This window comes from Paraburkholderia sp. SIMBA_030, assembly GCF_046535245.1.
Taxonomy (GTDB): Bacteria; Pseudomonadota; Gammaproteobacteria; order Burkholderiales; family Burkholderiaceae; genus Paraburkholderia.
The window spans coordinates 234,053-253,188 of record NZ_JAWRXB010000013.1 but is presented as its reverse complement, the minus strand read 5'-3'; the positions used below and the strand labels follow the sequence as shown (position 1 = coordinate 253,188).

Genomic DNA, 19,136 nt, shown 5'->3' with positions numbered 1-19,136 from the left:
CGCCGTAAAGCGAGATAAAATCGCTACTTGATGCGCTTTTGGAATTAACGTGCGAAAGTTCAAGATCCCCAACATGGGCGCGCTGCTCGCTTTCGAGGCCGCCGCGCGGCACCAGAGCTTCACGCATGCGGCGCGCGAGTTGTTCCTCACCGAAAGCGCGGTGTCCCGGCAAATCAATACGCTGGAGAGCAATCTCGGCGTGCGGCTGTTCGTGCGCGCCAGGCAGCGGGTCGTGCTGACGAAGGCGGGCAAGGTTTATAGCGCGCAGGTGCGGCGCTCGCTGGAACAACTCGACCGCGACACGCTGTCGATCATCGCGCACGGCAGCGGCGGCGGTTATCTGGAACTGGCGGTGCTGCCGACGTTCGCGTCGCAATGGCTGATTCCGCGGCTGGCGGAGTTCAACGCGCAGTATCCCGACGTGCGGGTCAACATGGGCGTGCGCACCGGCACCTTCCCATTCGCCGACACGCATTTCGAAGCGGCGATTCACTACGGCAAACCGACATGGCCGGGCACGTCGGCGGATTTTCTGTTTCGCGAGGAAGTGGTGCCGGTGTGTGCCGCGAGTCTGCTGACGCAGCCGGTCGAGTCAGCCGCCGAACTGCTCGACTACCCGCTGCTGCACTCCACCACCCGGCCCGACGGCTGGGCGTCGTGGTTCGCCAGCCTGGGCGTTGAAGACAACCGGACCATGCAAGGGGTTCGCTACGAACTGCATACGATGCTGATCAGCGCCGCGGCGGCCGGCCTCGGCATCGCGCTGGTGCCACGCTTTTTTGTCGACGCGCAGCTCGATCATCTCGGACTCGTGATGCCGCTCGACGCACCGGCGCTCGCGGACTCGGCGTATTACCTCGTCTATCCAACCGAATTGAGCCATGGCAAGCCGCTCGCCAGCTTTCGCGAGTGGCTGCTGCGGGAAGCGGCGGCGTATAACGCGGTCAATCCTGAACTGGCCGGCGACAGCGAAACCGATTAAGCGCCGGTCGCCTCGCGCGCTTGCGCCAACGCGCTCAGATTGCCTTCGCCGAAACCGTGGTGACCTTGCCGCTGCACGATCTCGAAGAAAATTTCCCCTGCGCGGCGCCGCACAAACGTCTGGAAAAACAGTAACGGTACGCCGTCTGCGCCGATCTCGCCGTCCACCAGAACGTGGGTGCGCTTGAGCCGTTCGACGTCGAGCCCGTGGCCCGGCAGGCGCGCATCCAGTTGCTCGTAGTAACGCGGCGGCGGCTCGACGAATTCGACGCCGTTCGCCAGCAATTGCTCGACGCACGCGAAGATGTCGTCGGTGGCGAGCGCAATGTGCTGCACGCCCTCGCCCGGATGATCCGGCAGATACTCGTGCATCAGATTCGTGCGGCGTGCGCCTTCCTCATACAGCGGAATGCGGATCGCACCGCACGGCGACACCATCACGCGCGATTCCGCCGACACATGCCAGTTCGCGTGCAGTTCGTGAATCTCGCGGAAATTGAGCAGATCGCGATAGAAGTCGAGCCATTCCTGCATCCGGCCCGCGCCGACCGTTTGCGTCAGATGATCGACCGCGACGAGACCGGTGCCCGCATGGCTCAGGTCGGCTTGTGCGGTGTCGATCTCGATCGGCCGGAAGTCGATGTCGAAGATCGAGATGTCGCCGAGGCCGCCGCGCTGGCCGCCACGGCCGCGCCAACGGTCGACGAAATAGATGTGCGAGTCGCCGATGCCCTGAATCGCCGGGATCAGCAGTTCGCCCGCGCCGATCTTCTCGCCTTCGAAGGCCCATGCGCCGAGTTCGATCGCGCGATCGAAGGCGCGCTGCGCATCCGCCACCCGGATGCCGATCGCGCAAATGCCCACGCCGTATTCTTCGGCGTAGCGCGCGGCGAACGAGTCCGGCTCGGCGTTGAGCAGAAAATGCATCTCGCCCTGGCGATATAGCGTGACGTCCTTGCTGATATGGCGCGCAATCGCCTTGAAGCCGAGTTGGGCGAACGTCTCGCTGAGCACCTGCGGCTCGCGCGCGGCGAACTCCACGAATTCAAGGCCGGCAGTGCCGAGCGGATTGTGCTCAGGAACCGATACGGCGCGCAGCGCGGCCTCCGGGGTGGGCAAGTCGCTGGGCATGGCATTCTCCTTGTACAGTCTTTCGACGCTTTTGCAGATGTTCAGTGCGGGCTGCCAGCCGTCACACGCTCGCAACGTCACAGCACGCTCGTGGTGTGCCGCAACAACGCGGCCAGCAACAGCTTTCGCACCGTGTTTGTACACCGTGTGGCGGGGCGTTCGCAACCTGCATTTTGTACTGGATGGTTCATGCCGGAATCGTGCCGGAACGATCGCGGCGCATTTCAACGCGCCTTGCGGCTGCGCCTGGGCGCAGGCTTGCCGCCGGCCTTGTCCGCAGCGGCAGCCATGCGCCGGCGCGCAACTTCGCGCATCGCGTCGATCAGCGCCCGGCCCACCGGCGACGGCTGCGTGTCCGAGCGCCGAATCAGTCCGACCGGCTCGTCGGTACCGGCGAACGGCAAGGGCAAACGCACCAGCATGCCGTGCGCCAGTTCGTATTCGACCGCGCTCAGCGGCACGAACCACACCGCGTCGTTCTCGAGCGTCAACGCGCGCCCCGTGGACACCGACAGCACCTCCACAAACGCCGACAACGGCGGCACGCCCCACGCACTCAGCAGGCTCTCAGCCGATTGCCGGATCAACGTGCCGAACGGCGGCAGCACCACCGGAAAATTTTCCAGCGAAGTGGCCGGCAAGCCGGCCCTCGCCGCCAACGGGTGCCCGGCGCGCACCACCGCGATCAACGGCTCGCTGAACAGCTGTTCGAAGCTGAGCCCGACCATCCGTTCCGGATCCGCCAGACGTCCAATCGCAAATTCGATCGCGCCGGCTTTGAGACGCTCGAGCAATTCGTGGTTGGCGCCAGTCGCGAGACGCACGATCACGCGCGGCCACTGCACGGCGAAAAGCTTGAGCACCGGCGGCATCAGCGCAACCGCGACGGTCGGCAGGATGCCGATTTCCAGCGTGGCCGCAGCGGCGCCTTCCGCGCGCGCCAGCAAGTCGACGCCCTGCCGCAACGCACTGACGCAGGCGCTCGCATGCGGCATGAAGAGCTGTCCCTCGCGGGTTGTCACAGCGCCGTGGCGGCCGCGCTCGAACAGCTTCACGCCGAGTATCGCTTCCAGTTCGGCGACCGTCTTGGAGACAGCAGGCTGTGTGATCGACAAGCTTTCGGCGGCCCGCTGCACGCCGCCGAACTGCGCGACGGCCAGGAAGCACTGGAGATGACGGAATTTGACGCGGCTGTCCGCTAGGCTGCGTTGCATAACGAGAGGTTATACGAAATGGGCGAAAACGTCATTTTGCATAACCTCTCAGGTTAGATAAAGTCGCTTCATACGCTGTATCCCACAATTCCCGAAGGAGACACACTGATGGACGAGTCCTTTCTCACCGCGCGAGACTTCGCGTCCCACCCGGCGTACATCTATCCCGGCTACGGTTCATCGGTAAAACGCGGCCCGACGCGTCCGCTGATTCCGCTGAAAGAAAAGCTGCGCGACCAGCGCGTGCCTGTCTACGGTACTGAAGACCTCGGCGCGCTCGATCACGATCTGACGCGCAATGCCGTGCGCAACGGCGAACCGCTTGGCGAGCGCATCATCGTGACGGGGCGCGTGCTCGACGAAGGCGGCCGTCCGGTGCGCAATACGCTGGTCGAGATCTGGCAGGCCAATGCCGCCGGCCGTTACGTGCACAAGAACGATCAGCACGATGCACCGCTCGATCCCAACTTTCTCGGCGCGGGCCGCTGCCTGACCGACAACGACGGCCGCTATCGTTTTCTGACGATCAAGCCGGGCGCCTATCCGTGGGGCAATCACCCGAACGCGTGGCGTCCGAACCATATTCACTTCTCGCTGTTCGGCGATCATTTCGGCTCGCGCCTTGTCACGCAGATGTACTTTCCCGGCGACCCGCTGCTGGCGTTCGACCCGATCTTCCAGGGTACGCCCGAGCACGCACGCGACCGTCTGATCGCGAACTTCTCGCTCTATACGACGCAAGAGGCCTACGCGCTCGGCTACGATTTCGACATCGTGCTGCGCGGCCGCAATGAAACCCCGATGGAGCGCTGAGCCATGACCACTCTCAAGCAGACGCCTTCGCAAACGGTTGGACCTTACTTCGCCTACGGTCTGTGCCCGCAGCAGTACGACTTCAGCTATAAGAGCCTGTTTACGCCGGTTCTGGCCGAGCGCGAAGCGGCCGGCGAGCACATCACGGTCGTCGGCCAGGTGTTCGACGGCGACGGCAAGGTGGTCGGCGATGCCATGCTGGAAGTGTCGCAAGTGGACGCGCAAGGCCACTATCCGGAATCGCGCGCGGAAGTCGAGACAAGCGGTTTTCGCGGCTTCGCCCGGGTCGGCACGGGCACCGATCCGCACATGCGTTTTGTCGTGGAGACGGTGAAGCCCGGCCGCGTCAGTCCGGACGAAGCACCGCATCTGAATGTGATCGTCACGATGCGCGGCATGTTGCTGCACACTTTCACGCGCATCTACTTCGAGGACGAAGCCGAAGCCAATGAGCGCGACCCAGTACTGTCCGCCGTGCCGGCGGACCGTCGCGGCACGCTGATCGCCCGCCGCGAGCCGAATATGGCGAACGTGTACCGCTTCGACATCCATATGCAGGGCGGCAAGGAAACCATCTTCTTCGATCTGTAACGCGTAATTTCTATACTTTCATATTGCTTTCGCATACACTGCATGCGATCCGTCTGGCGACTGGATCGCGAAACTCCGAGTAAAGCTCAAAGCCCGCTTCGTGCGGGCTTTTTTTGTGCGCCTGACCCGTCCCGATCATGCTATTTTCCCCTGACTCACTGCCTCCAACCGTCAGGAGAAACGCAAAATGTCCGCATCAACTGCTATTGCCACCATTCTGGCCGCACTGCTATTGGGCGCCATGAGCCCCGGACCAAGCTTCGTGATCGTTGCCCGCAATGCGATCGGCCTATCCCGCGGCGACGGCCTCGCAACGGCTGCGGGCATGGGCATCGGCGGCGTGTTTTTTAGCGGCATCGCATTGCTGGGGCTGTATACGTTGCTCGCCACGGTCGAGTGGCTATACATCGGACTGAAAGCAGCAGGCGGCCTCTATCTGATCTACCTTGCCTCGAAAATCTGGCGCGGCGCCGCCAAACCGCTCGCCTTCGATGCCGCGCAAACCGCCGCCGCCAATGTGCGCAAATCCTTCTGGATCGGATTGAGCACACAACTCAGCAATCCGAAGACAGCCGTCTACTACGGCAGCATATTCGCGGCCCTGCTTCCGCAACATCCACCGCTGTGGTGTTACTTCGCTCTGCCGCCCGCGATATTCGCCATCGAAGCCGGCTGGTACACGGTGGTCGCATTGTGCTTTTCGAGCAAACGGCCGCGTGAAATCTACCTGACGTGGAAAGCCCGGATCGATCGCGTTGCCGCGGGTGCGGTTGCCGCGCTCGGATTGCGCCTGATCCTGACGGCACACAAAGTGGGCATCTGAAACGTCGCCGCGATTCAACCGGCTTGTCACGCCAGGCATGACAAGCCGGCAATCAGGGCTCCATCGCCGTGTGAACCCGTGCATGCAATATGGGTGCACCCGGTGAAACAGTTACAAGATAAGTGTTGACGCTGACACGGCCCGGCGGTTACTGTAGCGTCCGAAGTTCAAGAAGTTCGATTGCTGTTCATCAATTGCTCGCTCCCTCAGCGGTATTCGTTGTCCTCTCCCTCCTTGATGCTTCGCGCGCTCTCATCAGCAGAGCACATCTTTCTATTTTTTCCTCAAGGATTCTTCATGGATACCGGTACCGTTAAGTGGTTCAACGACAGCAAAGGCTTTGGCTTCATCACCCCGGACAAGGGCGGCGACGACCTGTTCGCGCACTTCTCCGAAATCAGCGGCGACGGCTTCAAGACGCTGGCTGAAAATCAGAAGGTGAGCTTCGAAACGAAGCAAGGCCCGAAGGGTCTGCAAGCGGCTAACATCAAGCCGCTGTAAAGTTTGAAGGGCTCGGTGTCCGGCAACGGACACCGGGTTGCAGCGACATCCTCGCGGAGCTTTTGTCTCCCACAGTTGGCGCGATCGCTTCTAGCTGCTTCTGTTTTCAGCAGCAAGCCCCAAGCGCCAAACGCCTCGTTGCACCTCATTCTCCCCTCTGGCTTTAACGCCCTTTTTTCGCTTTCCGACTGCGTTGAGATTCGGCTCGCAATGGCTTGAATCAGTTCGTCCGTGCAAGATTCGCGCGGCGTGCGCGCACTCGAACATCATTAAAATTAAAATGCAAAACATCCATATTCATCACTACAACGGCTATGCCGTCCAACCCTCGGCGCATCGTTTGCCCGACGGCAGCTTTTCGTCCAACCTGCTGCTCGAACGCGCCGACAGCGCGCGTGCCGAAGGCCGCTACCAGTTCTATTCGCTCGATTACTTCGCGAACGAAGAACAGGCATTGCAGCACTCGGCACGTTGGGCACGCCACTGGGTCGATACGCGCGGTTAAGCGCGAGTCCCCCTTCAAGCACCACATAGCGCGCCATCGGGCGCGCTGGAAAACCACGCGCGGTCTATTCGGTTCCTTCCGACTTGATCCGCGCGCGCAACTCGAACTTCTGGATTTTTCCCGTCGATGTCTTCGGCAACTCGCCGAAGCGCACTGCTTTAGGCAGCTTGTATCCCGCCAGAAATAGCCGGCAGTGCGCGATGATTTCCTCCGCAGTCACCTGAGCGCCTTCCTTGAGTTCGATGAAGGCGCACGGCACCTCGCCCCACTTCGGATCGGCCATCGCCACCACGGCAGCAACCGAGACCGCGGGGTGCCGGTACAGCGTGTCTTCGATCTCGATGCTCGAAATGTTCTCGCCACCCGAAATGATGATGTCCTTACTGCGATCGCGGATGCGGATATAGCCGTCAGGCATCCGCACGCCCAGATCGCCGGTATGGAACCAGCCGCCGCGGAAGGTCGCTTCCGTAGCGCGCTCGTTCTTCAGGTAACCCTTCATGCAGATGTTGCCGCGGAACATGATTTCGCCGAGCGTTTCGCCGTCGTTCGGCACTGGCTCGAGCGTGTCCGGGTCGAGCACCGTCACCGCTGACTGGAGGTGATAGCGCACACCTTGCCGCGCGTTCAGTTCGGCGCGCGCGTTGTCGTCGAGCGTTTCCCATTGAGTCTGTTTCGCACAGACCGCGGCCGGGCCATAGGTTTCCGTGAGCCCGTATACGTGCGTCAAGTCGAAACCGATCTCCTTCATCTGCGCGATCACAGCCGGCGGCGGCGCTGCGCCCGCCACCATCGTCGACACGCGATGTGTGATGCCTTCGCGCCACTCGGCCGGCGCATTGGCCAGCGCGCTCTGCACGATCGGCGCGCCACAATAGTGCGTAATGCCTTCGTGGCGTATCAGCTCGAACACCGTCTTCGCGTCGAATTTGCGTAGACAGACGTTGACGCCCGCACGTGCTGCGACGGTCCATGCGAAACACCAGCCGTTGCAATGAAAGAGCGGCAAGGTCCACAGATAAACCGCATGCCTGGGCATGTCCCATTCGAGGATATTGCTGAGCGCATTCAGATAGGCGCCGCGATGATGGTAGACCACGCCCTTCGGATCGCCGGTCGTACCCGAGGTGTAGTTCAGCGCAATGGCGTCCCATTCGTCGGCAGGCGGCGTCCATGCGAACTCAGGGTCGCCGGATTGCAGGAACGCTTCGTAATCGATCGCGCGGATGAATTTGTCCGCGTCGGCGGGCATTGCGTCGGCCACGCTGATCACCCGCAACTCAGGGAATTCCAGCGCCGCGCGATGTGCAAATTCGCTGTACTCCGTATCGACGATCAACGCCTTCGCCTCGCCATGCCGCAGCATGAACAGCAAAGACGACACGTCCAGCCGCGTATTCAGCGTATTGAGCACGGCCCCGGCCATCGGCACGCCGAAGTGCGCTTCGATCATCTGAGGAATGTTGGGAAGCAACGCCGCGACCGTGTCGCCGCGTTCGATGCCGGCGCGCTGCAATGCGCTGGCCAGCCGCCGCGTACGCTCGTAGGTTTCGCGCCAGTTGCGGCGAATCACCCCATGGACGACCGCGGGCCGCTCACCGTAGACTTCCGCTGCGCGTACGATGAAATCGAGTGGCGTCAGCGGAACATAATTGGCCTCGCGGCGCTCCAGTCCTTCTTCGAACATGTGTTTCATTGCCTCGTCTCCTATGTCGACCCGAGTTGGCGCTTTAGCGCTTACTCGGGTCCCATGCAACATGGTTGCTGAAGCGCCGGTCGCGCCGTCGATTATTCTGTTTGACGAAATAGCCTAGCAATTGTCATGCTGAACTGTCTGTCATTCAAATGACAGAGTGGCACGCTTTAACGCTCCATAAGTCACATCAACCCGCCTTAAACCGGATCCGCCCTCGAGCCGCTTATGGATGATGCTCCGCTCACCGCCGTCGCAGGCGCCCGCTCGCACCGGCCGGAACGGGTCGCGCGCGCCGGTCTGCCGCAACTGTTCGCCACCTGCGCGTGGTTCCGCGCGCTGGCCGACGAACATCAGGCGATGGTCCTCGCCAGCTCGTACGCCGAGCATCTGCAAGGCGGAGCGTGGATCGCGCGCCGCCAGGAACCGTCGGATTACTGGATCGGCGTGCATTCCGGACTCATCAAACTCGCTATTTACAACGCTTCAGGACGCAGTTGCACACCGTCCGGCGTGCCGCCCGGCGGCTGGTTCGGCGAAGGCAGCGTGATCAAACGTGAATTGCGCAAATATGACGTGGCCACGATTCAGTCTTCGCTCGTGATGTTCGTGCCGTCGGAAACGTTTCATGCGCTGCTCGGCTCGAGCCTGCCGTTTACGGGCTTCGTGATCCGGCAGTTGAACAACCGGATGGGCGAATTCATCGCGTCGATCCAGAATAGCCGACTGCTCGATGTGGATGCGCGCGTCGCCCAATCGCTTGCGCAACTGTTCAATCCCGACCTGTACCCCGATACCGGCCGCACGTTAGCCATTTCGCAGGAAGAAGTCGGTCTGCTGGCCGGCGTGTCGCGGCAACGGATCAACCAGGCGCTGCAAAACCTCGAGAAACTGGAAATTTTGCGCCTTTCGTACAACCAGATCGACGTGCTCGACCTCGAACGCCTGTGCGCGTTCGGCCGCGAGCAGATCTAGAGCAAGCGCCACGTGCGCCTTCACACCCTCTTTCAGCGGCCGCCCAAGAGCGGCCGCTTCGCATGTCGCCTGAATTTCAGGCGACGGAATAAAGAATCTGCCGCCACAGCCGTTAAGCAAACGATGCAGCGCAGATTGCAGCCCTCCCCCATTCCGAGCTCAACGTATTGTCGAAACCGATAATGAACCGTCTGACACTGAAACAGAAATTGTGGGTGCCGCTGCTGCTGTGCTGGGCGGCGCTCCTGATCGTCACTGTTGTGAACGCGTTAGATGCACGTAACGGTCAAATGGACGCCCGGCGCGCGGATCTAGCCGACGTCGCCGACATGGCGGTGTCGATCGTCGCGGACTACGCGAAGCAGGCCGATGCCGGCAAGCTCTCCGTCGACGACGCCAGGCAGCAGGCCATTGCCCGCGTCCATGCACAGCGCTACGGCACCTCCGGTTACGTCACGATCGTGCGCAGCGATTCGGTGATGATCGATCATCCGATGAGCCCGAAGCTGAACGGCAAGGACATGAGCGGCTTTCGCGACGCCAAAGGCAACGCGTTGTATCACGACATCGCCCAGGCGGGCGGCTCGGCGGCCGGCGCCGGCTATCTACGCTACTGGTGGCCGAAACCCGGCGAGACGACGCCGAGCGAAAAGATCAGCTACGTAAAGCGCTTCGGTCCCTGGAACTGGGACTTTATTGCCGGCGCCTACATGGACGACATCCAGGCGCAGTTTTACACCACGCTTGAACGCTCGGCCGCCATGCTGGTGCTGCTCGGGGTAATGGTGTCGTTCGTCGCCTCGCGAGTGGCGCGCAGCGTATCGCGTTCGATCGGCGGAGAGCCGTCGACGGCCGCGGCGATCGCGATGCAGATCGCGCGCGGCGACCTTGCCACTGCGATCGAGCTGCGGCGCGACGACAACTCGAGCCTGCTGTTCTCGTTGCGCGAGATGCGCAATCAACTCGCCGCCACCGTCGCGCGGATCAAGACGTCCGCTGAGACGATCACGGTCGCCTCGAAAGAGATCGCTGCGGGCAACCTGGATCTGTCGAGCCGCACCGAAGAGCAGGCCGCCTCGCTGCAGGAAACCGCCGCCAGCATGGACGAACTCACCAAGACCGTCACGCAGAATGCCGACAATGCGGCAACCGCGTCCGAACTGGCCACAGACGCATCGAATATCGCCGCGCGTGGCGGTCAGGTCGTCAACGACGTGGTCGAGAAAATGGCCGGCATCACCGATAGCTCGCGCAAGATCGGCGAGATCATCAGCGTGATCGAAGGCATCGCGTTCCAGACCAATATTCTCGCGCTGAACGCCGCGGTGGAAGCCGCGCGCGCCGGCGAAGAAGGACGCGGTTTCGCGGTGGTCGCGGGTGAAGTGCGCAACCTCGCGCAGCGCAGCGCGACGGCAGCCAAGGAAATCAAGGTGCTGATCGATCAGTCGGTGGCGCAGGTCGGCGAAGGTTCGACGCTGGCCGGCAAGGCGGGCAGCACGATCGGCGAGGTGGTCGACGCGGTGCGCCGCGTGACGGCGATCATGAACGAGATCTCGGCTGCCTCGAAGGAGCAGAGCTCGGGAATCGGCGAAGTCAATCTCGCGATCCGCCAGATGGACGACGTAACGCAACGCAATGCGGCGCTCGTCGAGCAGGCGGCGGCCGCAGCCGGTTCACTCGATGAGCAGACCGAACGGCTGCGACATGCAGTTTCGGTGTTCAAGGTCGAACAGCATGCCTGATTGAGCTGCCCGCTTACGGAGTCGATCGACGAAGGCCGTCATCGGGTGACGGCCTTTTCATTTGCGATGCAGATGTCGAATTCAGACGGCGCTCGCGTTGCCTTTGCGCGCCACGGGCCGGGTCAGCAATACATCGGTATCGAATTGCGCGAAGGCGATGTTAGCCAGCACACCTGATCTTTTCCAGCGCAAATAGTAGCGATGCGCAGTCTGATAAGGCGGATAGCGGTCGGGCATCGCGCTCCATGCCTTGCCCGTATGCAGCACCCACAGCACGCTGTTCACCACGCGACGGATATGGATGCAGGGACGGCCGCGCCGTGGTCCAAGGTCCTTCATTTCAGGCAGCAGCGGTACGATGCGGTGCCATTGCTCGTCGGTCAGGTCATGAGTAGCCGGCGAGCCAGCGAGGTGATTTGAAGCGGGAGTGTTCATCCAGTAAGAGCGCGCATTTGCAGCACACGTGCCAGCGTTGCAGCGAGAAAATAGCCTAAAAATCAATTTATTGAGACTACTCCAAGCGCGCTTTCGCGAAAGTTAAATCTTGTCAGATGTGCGAGTGCAATCGTCGGAGATCGCAATAATTCACTGCGTCACAGGATTTTTGGTGCTGTGAAGGTCGTGGTCTATCATCGGCGCGCCCGGCGCGCGGCATCCGGCATGCGTGGTGGATGCTCTAAATGCCGCATCCATAAAAAAAGGTGCCGCGAACGGCACCTTTTCTACAACAACCAGCTTCTGCTGAAGCTTAGAAGCGGTGACGCAGACCGACCGTAGCAGCCGTCTGGTTCTTCGACGAAGACGGCAGTTGCGTCACGTCGCCGCTGTAGATCGAAGCGACACCGCTGTCGCCCATTGCGTGCTGGTACACGGCTTGAGCGTAGACGTCCGTGCGACGCGACAGCGAGTAGTCAGCCTGCAGGCCGATCTGGTGGTAGCGCACCGATTCCGAACCACCGTTCGCGCCGACGCCGTAGCCCTTGCCGTCAGTGAACGTGTAAGCAACGCCCAGGCCCAGAGCCGGGGTCACGTTGTACTTGCCATTGACTTCGTAGTTGTTAGCGCGCAGCGATTGTTGTGCGCCAGCGACGTTGTCGATACGCGATTGCGTCCATGCCAGACCGACGGTAGCCGGGCCGAACGAGTACGAACCTGCTGCGCCGAATTCACGCTGGCGGAAGTTGCCGGTGAAGCCCATGATCGCGCCGTCCGACGCACCGCCGTTGCTTGCCGTGCCTGCTGCGTTCGTTGCACCCGGGTTGTTCTGCTGTGCGTAAGCAGCGCCCAAACGCAGACCTTGCCACTGGTATGCAGCACCAACGCTGTATTCGCGGTTGTTTGCGAATGCGCCAGCCTGGTTCGAGAAGCCGTACGTGCCGCCGAACGTGAAGCCGGCGTAGTTAGCGCTCGAGTACTTGATCGAGTTGTTGACCGCGAAGCCGCCGTTCGTGCTCAGGTTGTCGTTGTTGAACGGGTGAGCGAAGTACGTACCACCCCAGCTGCCGGTCGCGGTCAGCGGTGCCAGATAGTCTTGCGCCGCGTCGTATTGACGACCCAGCGTGACCGTACCGAATTGCGCGCTCGACAGACCGACGAACGCTTGACGGTTGAACATGCCGTTGTTGTTAGCGAACTTGCCGTTGTTGATGTTGAAGCCGCTTTCCAACGTGAAGATTGCCTTCAGACCGCCGCCCAGATCTTCCGAACCGCGCAGACCGAACATGCTTTGGTTGATGCCGCCGCTACCTGCTGCCCACTTTGCGTTGTGGTTCACATTGCTGGTGTACGTCAGGCCGGCATCCAGCAGACCATACAGCGTCACGCTGCTTTGTGCGTGAGCGACGGAAGCGAACGATGCGGCAACCGCAACGACGATGAGACTTTTTTTCATGCGTGGGACTCCAGTTCGATAAATTTACGCGGGGAGCGAGACCTGCCTCGGCAACGCATGCATCGCGTTGCCGCCCTGTTCGCTGAACCGCTTCGGATCAGCCGGGCACCCTTGAAACGAAGCGAGAGTGTAGGGGGACACCCTAATAGCGACGTGCGCAATTTACGCAACAGGATCTTTCAGAATCCGCAACAATCCGACCGGCACGGCGATCAAGTCTTTGTTTTTCCGACACTTATCGCAAAATTAGACATGCAGCGTACTCGCTACGGACAAATGAAATTTGCAACCTCTCAATAATGAAAGTTGCGCGTATGCAACAGCGGTTTAATATGCCTGACGTAATCGGGCCTGAAGGATCAAAAAATGAGCGGCATCTGATTGCCTGAAAATCAGGCAAATGCACAAGGGGAATGCTGCACGGAGTAAATTTATTTCAAAACCCGGGAACTTAAATCGAACAATCGAGTCGTTGATTTTGCGCGGATTATTCAGCATAACGGTTATACGCTGTTCAATCGATTAACAGACTGCGATTAACAAACCGGATTGAATCCCGACTCGCCCTCCATGTGGCCGCCGCCGCATGGCCTTTGTGCAGCCACACGCTAATGAAAAGACTGCCGTGCGGCGGTCGGCGGTCGAATGTAGTCGGGCTGGCGGCCATGCACTCAAAGCGCTAGCGCTTCAAAACGGATGCCGCCGAAGAAATGAAGCCTTCAGCACGGGTATTGCCCGGGGATGAATTGCGGCGCCGGCCGCCGCGTGACAAGAAACCCGCGCTGAAAGCGGATGGCATACATCGAACAGCCTTCCGTATCTGATTAACGGTGCAGCCGTCAGCTTTTTTACACGGAGTTTCCCTACTTTCCGGTGGGCCGCCGTTGTGGATGCTTGTAACCGGTCGAGGTCGAGTTCGCCTTCAGTCTGGCGGTGTTTCCTCAGTTCCACGAACTCAAAGGAGATGACAGATGGAAATTCGCGATCCTTCCCCCGGCCTATACAACGAAGATCTCGCGCCCGCCAGGGTGCGCAACTGGGGTGCCTTCAGCATCTTCAACGTCTGGACCTCGGACGTGCACAGCCTCTGGGGCTACTACCTCGCCGCCAGCCTGTTCCTGCTGTGCGGCAGCTTCACCAACTTCCTGCTGGCGATCGGGCTCGGCTCGCTGGTGATCTTCGCGCTGATGAACCTGATCGGCTACGCCGGCGAGAAGACCGGCGTGCCTTATCCGGTGCTGGCGCGCGCCTCCTTCGGCGTGTGGGGCGCCAACCTGGCGGCGCTGGTGCGCGCCGTGGTGGCCTGTTTCTGGTACGGCGCGCAGACCGCAGCGGCTTCGGGCGCGATGGTCGCGCTGCTGATCCGCAGCGACAGCCTGATGGCGTTCTACAAGGGCACGCACGTCCTCGGTCACTCGGGGCTGGAGGTGATCTGCTACGCGATCATCTGGGCGCTGCAGTTGCTCATCATCCAGAAGGGCATGGAAACGGTGCGCAAATTCCAGGACTGGGCCGGTCCGGCGGTGTGGGTCGCAATGCTGATCCTGGCGATCGGCCTATGCGTCAAGGCAGGCGGCTTCTCGTTCGACCATGGCATTCCGATGAACGTGCTGCTCGAGAAGACCGGCGACGCCGGCGTCAGCGGCGAGCCAGGCTCGTTCTGGGCGCTGATGGCAGTGGGCGCGACCTGGATCACCTACTTCGCGGCGCTGTACCTGAACTTTTGCGACTTCTCGCGCTACGCGAAAAACCGCGGTGCAGTGAAGAAAGGAAATCTGTGGGGCCTCCCGGTCAACCTGATCGCGTTCTCGCTGGTCGCCGGCGTTACCACCATCGCCGCTTTCAAGGTATACGGCGAAGTGCTGCTCCACCCCGAGCAGATCTCGGCCAAGTTCGACAGCTGGGTGCTGGCACTCATCGCAGCGCTGACCTTCGCAGTCGCCACGCTGGGCATCAACGTGGTGGCCAATTTCGTCTCGGCGGCGTTCGACATCTCCAACGTGTTCCCCAAGCTGATCAGCTTCAAGAGGGGCGGCTACATCGCCGCGGCCATCGCGCTGGTGCTCTACCCGTTCGCGCCGTGGGAAGGCAACGCCGCGCACTTCGTCAACGCCATCGGCGCCACGATGGGCCCGCTGCTGGGGATCATCCTGGTGGACTACTATCTGGTGGCCAAGGGCAACGTCAACGTCGCGGCGCTCTACCAGGAGCACGGCGAGTACCGCTACGAAGGCGGCTGGAACGTCAACGCACTGGCCGCGGCGGCGGTCGGCAGCGTGTTTTCGACCTTCCTGCCCAACTTCACCAACTTGCTGCCGGTCTGGTGGAATACCTATGGGTGGTTCTTCGGCGTGGTGATCGGCGGCGGCATGTACCTGATCATGGCGACGCTGCGGCCGCGTATCGCGATCGCGCCGACCCGCGCTTGAGCGTTTTCCTGGAGAGCGGGCAGGGGTGACTCCCGGCCTCTAGCGCGTGGAACAGACACGGCAACAATGCCAATGGTTGGCAGTCTGCGGTCATGCTAGGATTTCTCGCAAACAACTCCGGAGACTGCTATGCCGTTCATCTGCGAAAACGTTGAATGCCGCGCTGTGCTGGCCCGCGGGCAGGTCAGATCCATTCGCGAGAACGAGGGGTGGTGCTTCTATTGTCCAGACTGCAAAGTGAGGAACGCGTTGAACGATATCGGCGTGCCGGGCGGTCCTATTGAGTTGATTCAGCCGGAGAGATCTGATCTCCCGCACAAAGTGATTGCAACTGCCCAACCATTGGAGGACGGCAGGTACGCAGCGCAATTGCGCGTACAAAGGGCACTCGGTATGAAGGGGACTTACGCGGTCGAAGAACATTGGGAACAGCTCGGTGTGTTCCTTAACGCGCACGAGGCCGTCGCGCATGCAAAGTCCATTGCGGCAGACTGGCTGGACCAGAAGGCATAGTCTCGAGTGGAACGCGGGATTCAGCCGTGCGCACCGTGCGCGGATCGTGACGGCCGGCCCGCGACCGTAGATCGGCACGACAACCTGGTGCTGTACGGCGCCGGTGCCGTGAAGATATCGGTTCAGCTTTCGGTACGCTCGATAAGCGACATCAATGGAACCGCTCCACGCCGAGACACTCTGCCAGACACGACATCACTGGTTTGAATTCATACAACACCACTCACGAATCTTCGACGGGAGCGAGCTTGACAAATAGCCTGGCTGCTTCGTTGCCATGGGACAAAGCACGCAGTGCAAGCGAGAGCGCTAGCTGCGCGTCGTGGGCGACTGCGCTACGGTCCTGATCGAAGAGCTTGACGGCGTGGCGCATATGCTGCGCCGCTTGCTCGTGAAGCTCCGCTGCCGTTGCGTGATGTTTTGCCGCGTTTTCGCTGATTGCGCCAGAGCCGGTCGATGCAGGCGTTATCGGCGGCGTACCGGCGCTGTGTGCACCAGCGTCGTGCGCCTGATCGATCGCGTGCAACGCGTGGCCATGGGCCATCATCGCCTGGTGTGCGGCGTGGTCATAGTCTTGACCGGCCTCGAAATGCCGCGACGCCTCGCGGTGGTATCGCGCTGCCTGCTCGTGATGTGACGCCGCGGCCTCAAGATGTCCTTTTTTGCTGTGCTTCATGTTCATACCGGCTCCTGTAAGACTGTAGAACCGACTGCGATGACGACCGATTCGAAGACGCAGTGGCGGGTCGGAAACCACTGGATCCGAATTTACACGCACTTGCGCGCTCGATGACATTTTCGTCGCGCGGAAAATCAGCATCGAGTTCGGCCGGCTCCTCGACCGGGAGTGCATTCTCCATATCCGACTGGGAGGACATGCCCGTTGTCGACGGTCCTGTTCAGATGGAGCAGTAAGCAGATGCGAGCTTCCTCCAATCTGCTCAAACGGGTCATCCCCATCTCGCCTCAGCGCGCAACGACGAACGATGTGTGCATGCCCATCTCATAGTGCCCCGGCCGGTTGCAAATCAGCACGTAGCGTCCTGGCGCAAGCTTCAATGACAGGCGCTTGGTCGAACCCTGCGCCAAGTCCTCCACCTCGCCCATTTTCCTGAACCGGCTTTCCGTAACCTGGCCTTTCTGGACGGGCAGATGCGCGTCGTCCATGTCTGTCCTCAGCACCACGAACTCATGTTCGGTATTGCCGTTCGCTGCGTTGTTCACTTCGAACACGACGCGCCCGGCCTTCGCTGTGCCGGGATCGAGTTGAATCGTGTCGTCCGTGAGCCTGACATGGATCGTCTCGTCCGCATGACCGCTCAGCGGCGCAACGCCGAGCGCAACCGCCGCCAGCACGACCGCAGTATGGTTTCTGCTAATCATGATGTTTCTCCTCGAAAGGGTCGTGTTGCCGCAAGACGCGCCGAACCACGGTGCCGGGTTCGCCGGCCCCGAAGGCTCGCGGATCAACTGTTCTCTCGATGACTGTCGCGCGTCAGCAGACACGTTCGCCAATATGCATGGTTAGGAACCCTCGTCATCGTCGTGGCCGCTCGAGACCACTTTTCGCGGCGCACATAGCTTCGCCTTCACGCAACGGTGCAAGCAGGCTTGCACGCATTGCGCGCGTGAATTCATCGCGGATGAAGGCCCCGTGCCCGCCAGTGCAGGCGAACCTCACTGGTAGAACGTGAGTGGGCTTCGAAATATTCCGCCCAATGTTGCGTGGGAAGCCGCTTTCTGGCGCGCGCAGTGCTGGCAGACACAAACGATTCGAGCGGCTAATCGGTTCACCAACGTGCCACCTTGCAATCGACCATGTCGCGCCATACGACCGGGTGGTAAGTGGAATTTTTTTTAGTCCAGCGGGAATATTTGGAATACCGCGGTCGTTTAGTTTCCTCAGGTGCCAACTCGCAGAGCAATTTCTCACCAGTCAGACTACGGAGGGAAGTCATGTCTCAGGTCTCTGGATGTCTCAAAGCGGCGGCCGTGATCGTCCTCGCCGCCGGTTTCACAATTGCGCATGCCGCTGACGATGACGCTTACGTCGTCACACCACTCGTGTCCAACCTGGCAGGCGCTGCCCCGAAGGTCGACGGGGTACTACAGAACGCTTGGGGTATTGCCTTTAGTCCGGCAGCAAGTCCATTCTGGCTCAACGACAATGCCACAGGCTGCTCCACGCTGTATGACGGCGAGGGGGCAAAGGTGGCGCTGCAGGTCTCCATCCCGCTGCCAGGCAATGTCATACCGAAAAGCGCCTGTAATCCCGTCTTTCCCAACAATCCACCTAAACTCGCACCTGCGGCGCCGACCGGAATCGTGTGGAATCCCTCGTCGGCATTTCTCGTGCCCGGTACCAATATCCCGGCCGCATTCATTTTCGCGACTGAGGACGGCACGATTTCCGCTTGGGCCGTCGGGTTGAATCCGGCGAACAACGCCGTGATTGCGGTCGATAACTCCTCCTCTCCATCCGCCGCGAACGGGGCCATTTACAAGGGGCTCGTCTTCGGTGTGAACGCGAAGGGCGGATTCCTCTTTGCGACGAACTTCCGCTCAGCCCGGATCGATGTATTCGGGCCGAGCGGCGCGAATGGCCTGTTCACGCCCGTGACGACGGACGGCGGCTTCTCGGACCCGGACCTCCCGGCCGGCTACGCGCCGTTTGGTATCGCGAACATCGATGGCGACCTTTTCGTCACGTATGCCAAGCAGGACGATCAGAAGGAAGACGATGTTGCGGGCCGCGGTCATGGATTCGTCGATGTATTCGATACAGACGGCCACCTGTTGCGCCGCTTCGCCAGCCGAGGGCAGCTCAACTCGCCCTGGGCAATCACGCGCGCATCGTTTGCATTCGGCCGCTTCAGCGGCAAGATCCTGATTGGCAACTTCGGCGATGGCCGAATCAATGTCTTTAACAATGATGGCACGTTCGTCGATCAGCTGGAGGATGCGTACGGCAATCCACTGGCTATAGACGGCCTGTGGACTCTGACTCTCGGTGGCGGCCGCAATTCGAGTTCAGACACGCTGTACTTCTCGGCAGGTCCTAACAAAGAGACCAATGGACTGTTCGGTACCATCGCTCCATTGAGCGTCTCCAAGACGCGAGCGGCCGCTCAACACAGGCAATAGCCGGCAGTCGCGCGCGTGGCCAGCCGCATGTTCGCAGTCGACACCGACAGCTTCGTTGTTGCCGGTGTACTGCCTCAGATATCCGCGCGTTTGCCAAGATGCGCATTCTCCTCGCCAACCCCGCGATGACCGTCATCGTCTCATCTCGAATCGGGCCTCTAAGGACTAAAATCGTTGCCCGTTTCTCTCA

Annotated in this window: 18 protein-coding genes; 11 read left to right on the top strand and 7 right to left on the bottom strand. The window is 61.0% G+C overall.

Annotated features, from left to right (window positions below; all coding sequences use genetic code 11):
* Window positions 1–49 precede the first annotated feature (49 nt).
* Entirely contained in the window at window positions 50–982 is a 933-nt protein-coding gene (locus SB772_RS23415; RefSeq protein ID WP_410835577.1) for a LysR substrate-binding domain-containing protein, read from the top strand.
* Here SB772_RS23415 and SB772_RS23410 read toward each other — a convergent pair.
* Both SB772_RS23410 and pcaQ read right to left on the bottom strand, forming a co-directional pair.
* Window positions 979–2,112: a 4-hydroxyphenylpyruvate dioxygenase family protein gene (locus SB772_RS23410; RefSeq protein ID WP_410835576.1), complete on the bottom strand. Its 1,134-nt coding sequence runs from the start codon at window positions 2,110–2,112 to the stop codon at window positions 979–981. The genes SB772_RS23415 and SB772_RS23410 overlap by 4 nt on opposite strands.
* Window positions 2,113–2,336: 224 nt before the next feature.
* The gene (gene pcaQ, locus SB772_RS23405) at window positions 2,337–3,326 is read right to left on the bottom strand and encodes a pca operon transcription factor PcaQ (protein WP_410835575.1); all 990 of its coding nucleotides are present in this window, start codon (window positions 3,324–3,326) and stop codon (window positions 2,337–2,339) included.
* Window positions 3,327–3,434: 108 nt separating this feature from the next.
* Between pcaQ and pcaH the strand changes: the two genes are divergently transcribed.
* The 5 genes from pcaH (at window position 3,435) to SB772_RS23380 (ending at window position 6,559) form a co-directional block, all read left to right on the top strand.
* Window positions 3,435–4,139, top strand: coding sequence for a protocatechuate 3,4-dioxygenase subunit beta (gene pcaH / locus SB772_RS23400; RefSeq protein WP_410835574.1), 705 nt, complete (start codon window positions 3,435–3,437; stop codon window positions 4,137–4,139).
* A gap of 3 nt (window positions 4,140–4,142) precedes the next feature.
* On the top strand, window positions 4,143–4,730 hold the full coding sequence (gene pcaG / locus SB772_RS23395; RefSeq protein WP_410835573.1) for a protocatechuate 3,4-dioxygenase subunit alpha: 588 nt from the start codon (window positions 4,143–4,145) through the stop codon (window positions 4,728–4,730).
* A gap of 187 nt (window positions 4,731–4,917) precedes the next feature.
* Window positions 4,918–5,553 carry a LysE family translocator gene (locus SB772_RS23390; protein ID WP_410835572.1) on the top strand — a complete coding sequence of 212 codons (636 nt, stop codon included), beginning with the start codon at window positions 4,918–4,920 and terminating at the stop codon, window positions 5,551–5,553.
* 297 nt (window positions 5,554–5,850) lie between these two features.
* Entirely contained in the window at window positions 5,851–6,054 is a 204-nt protein-coding gene (locus SB772_RS23385) for a cold-shock protein (protein ID WP_012428559.1), read from the top strand.
* Between the two features lie 280 nt (window positions 6,055–6,334).
* Entirely contained in the window at window positions 6,335–6,559 is a 225-nt protein-coding gene (locus SB772_RS23380; protein WP_410835571.1) for a hypothetical protein, read from the top strand.
* A gap of 64 nt (window positions 6,560–6,623) precedes the next feature.
* Here SB772_RS23380 and SB772_RS23375 read toward each other — a convergent pair whose 3' ends face one another.
* The gene (locus SB772_RS23375) at window positions 6,624–8,255 is read right to left on the bottom strand and encodes an acyl-CoA synthetase (protein WP_410835570.1); all 1,632 of its coding nucleotides are present in this window, start codon (window positions 8,253–8,255) and stop codon (window positions 6,624–6,626) included.
* A gap of 225 nt (window positions 8,256–8,480) precedes the next feature.
* Between SB772_RS23375 and SB772_RS23370 the strand changes: the two genes are divergently transcribed.
* Window positions 8,481–9,227, top strand: coding sequence for a Crp/Fnr family transcriptional regulator (locus SB772_RS23370; RefSeq protein WP_410835569.1), 747 nt, complete (start codon window positions 8,481–8,483; stop codon window positions 9,225–9,227).
* Between the two features lie 182 nt (window positions 9,228–9,409).
* Entirely contained in the window at window positions 9,410–10,969 is a 1,560-nt protein-coding gene (locus tag SB772_RS23365) for a methyl-accepting chemotaxis protein (protein WP_410835568.1), read from the top strand.
* Between the two features lie 81 nt (window positions 10,970–11,050).
* Here SB772_RS23365 and SB772_RS23360 read toward each other — a convergent pair whose 3' ends face one another.
* A complete protein-coding gene (locus SB772_RS23360; protein WP_410835567.1) occupies window positions 11,051–11,404 on the bottom strand; it encodes a transposase in 354 nt (117 codons plus the stop codon).
* Between the two features lie 313 nt (window positions 11,405–11,717).
* On the bottom strand, window positions 11,718–12,860 hold the full coding sequence (locus tag SB772_RS23355; RefSeq protein ID WP_410835566.1) for a porin: 1,143 nt from the start codon (window positions 12,858–12,860) through the stop codon (window positions 11,718–11,720).
* 971 nt (window positions 12,861–13,831) lie between these two features.
* Here SB772_RS23355 and SB772_RS23350 point away from each other — a divergent pair.
* Together SB772_RS23350 and SB772_RS23345 are read left to right on the top strand one after the other, a co-directional pair.
* Complete coding sequence (locus SB772_RS23350) at window positions 13,832–15,289, top strand: NCS1 family nucleobase:cation symporter-1 (RefSeq protein WP_410835565.1); 1,458 nt, start codon at window positions 13,832–13,834, stop codon at window positions 15,287–15,289.
* Between the two features lie 129 nt (window positions 15,290–15,418).
* Window positions 15,419–15,802, top strand: a complete 384-nt coding sequence (locus SB772_RS23345; protein ID WP_410835564.1) for a hypothetical protein — start codon at window positions 15,419–15,421, stop codon at window positions 15,800–15,802.
* A 223-nt stretch (window positions 15,803–16,025) separates the two neighbouring features.
* Here SB772_RS23345 and SB772_RS23340 read toward each other — a convergent pair whose 3' ends face one another.
* Window positions 16,026–16,478 carry a hypothetical protein gene (locus tag SB772_RS23340; protein WP_410835563.1) on the bottom strand — a complete coding sequence of 151 codons (453 nt, stop codon included), beginning with the start codon at window positions 16,476–16,478 and terminating at the stop codon, window positions 16,026–16,028.
* 290 nt (window positions 16,479–16,768) lie between these two features.
* Window positions 16,769–17,185, bottom strand: coding sequence for a hypothetical protein (locus SB772_RS23335; protein WP_410835562.1), 417 nt, complete (start codon window positions 17,183–17,185; stop codon window positions 16,769–16,771).
* 573 nt (window positions 17,186–17,758) lie between these two features.
* Here SB772_RS23335 and SB772_RS23330 point away from each other — a divergent pair.
* A complete protein-coding gene (locus SB772_RS23330; protein ID WP_410835561.1) occupies window positions 17,759–18,946 on the top strand; it encodes a TIGR03118 family protein in 1,188 nt (395 codons plus the stop codon).
* The last annotated feature ends 190 nt before the right edge of the window (window positions 18,947–19,136 follow it).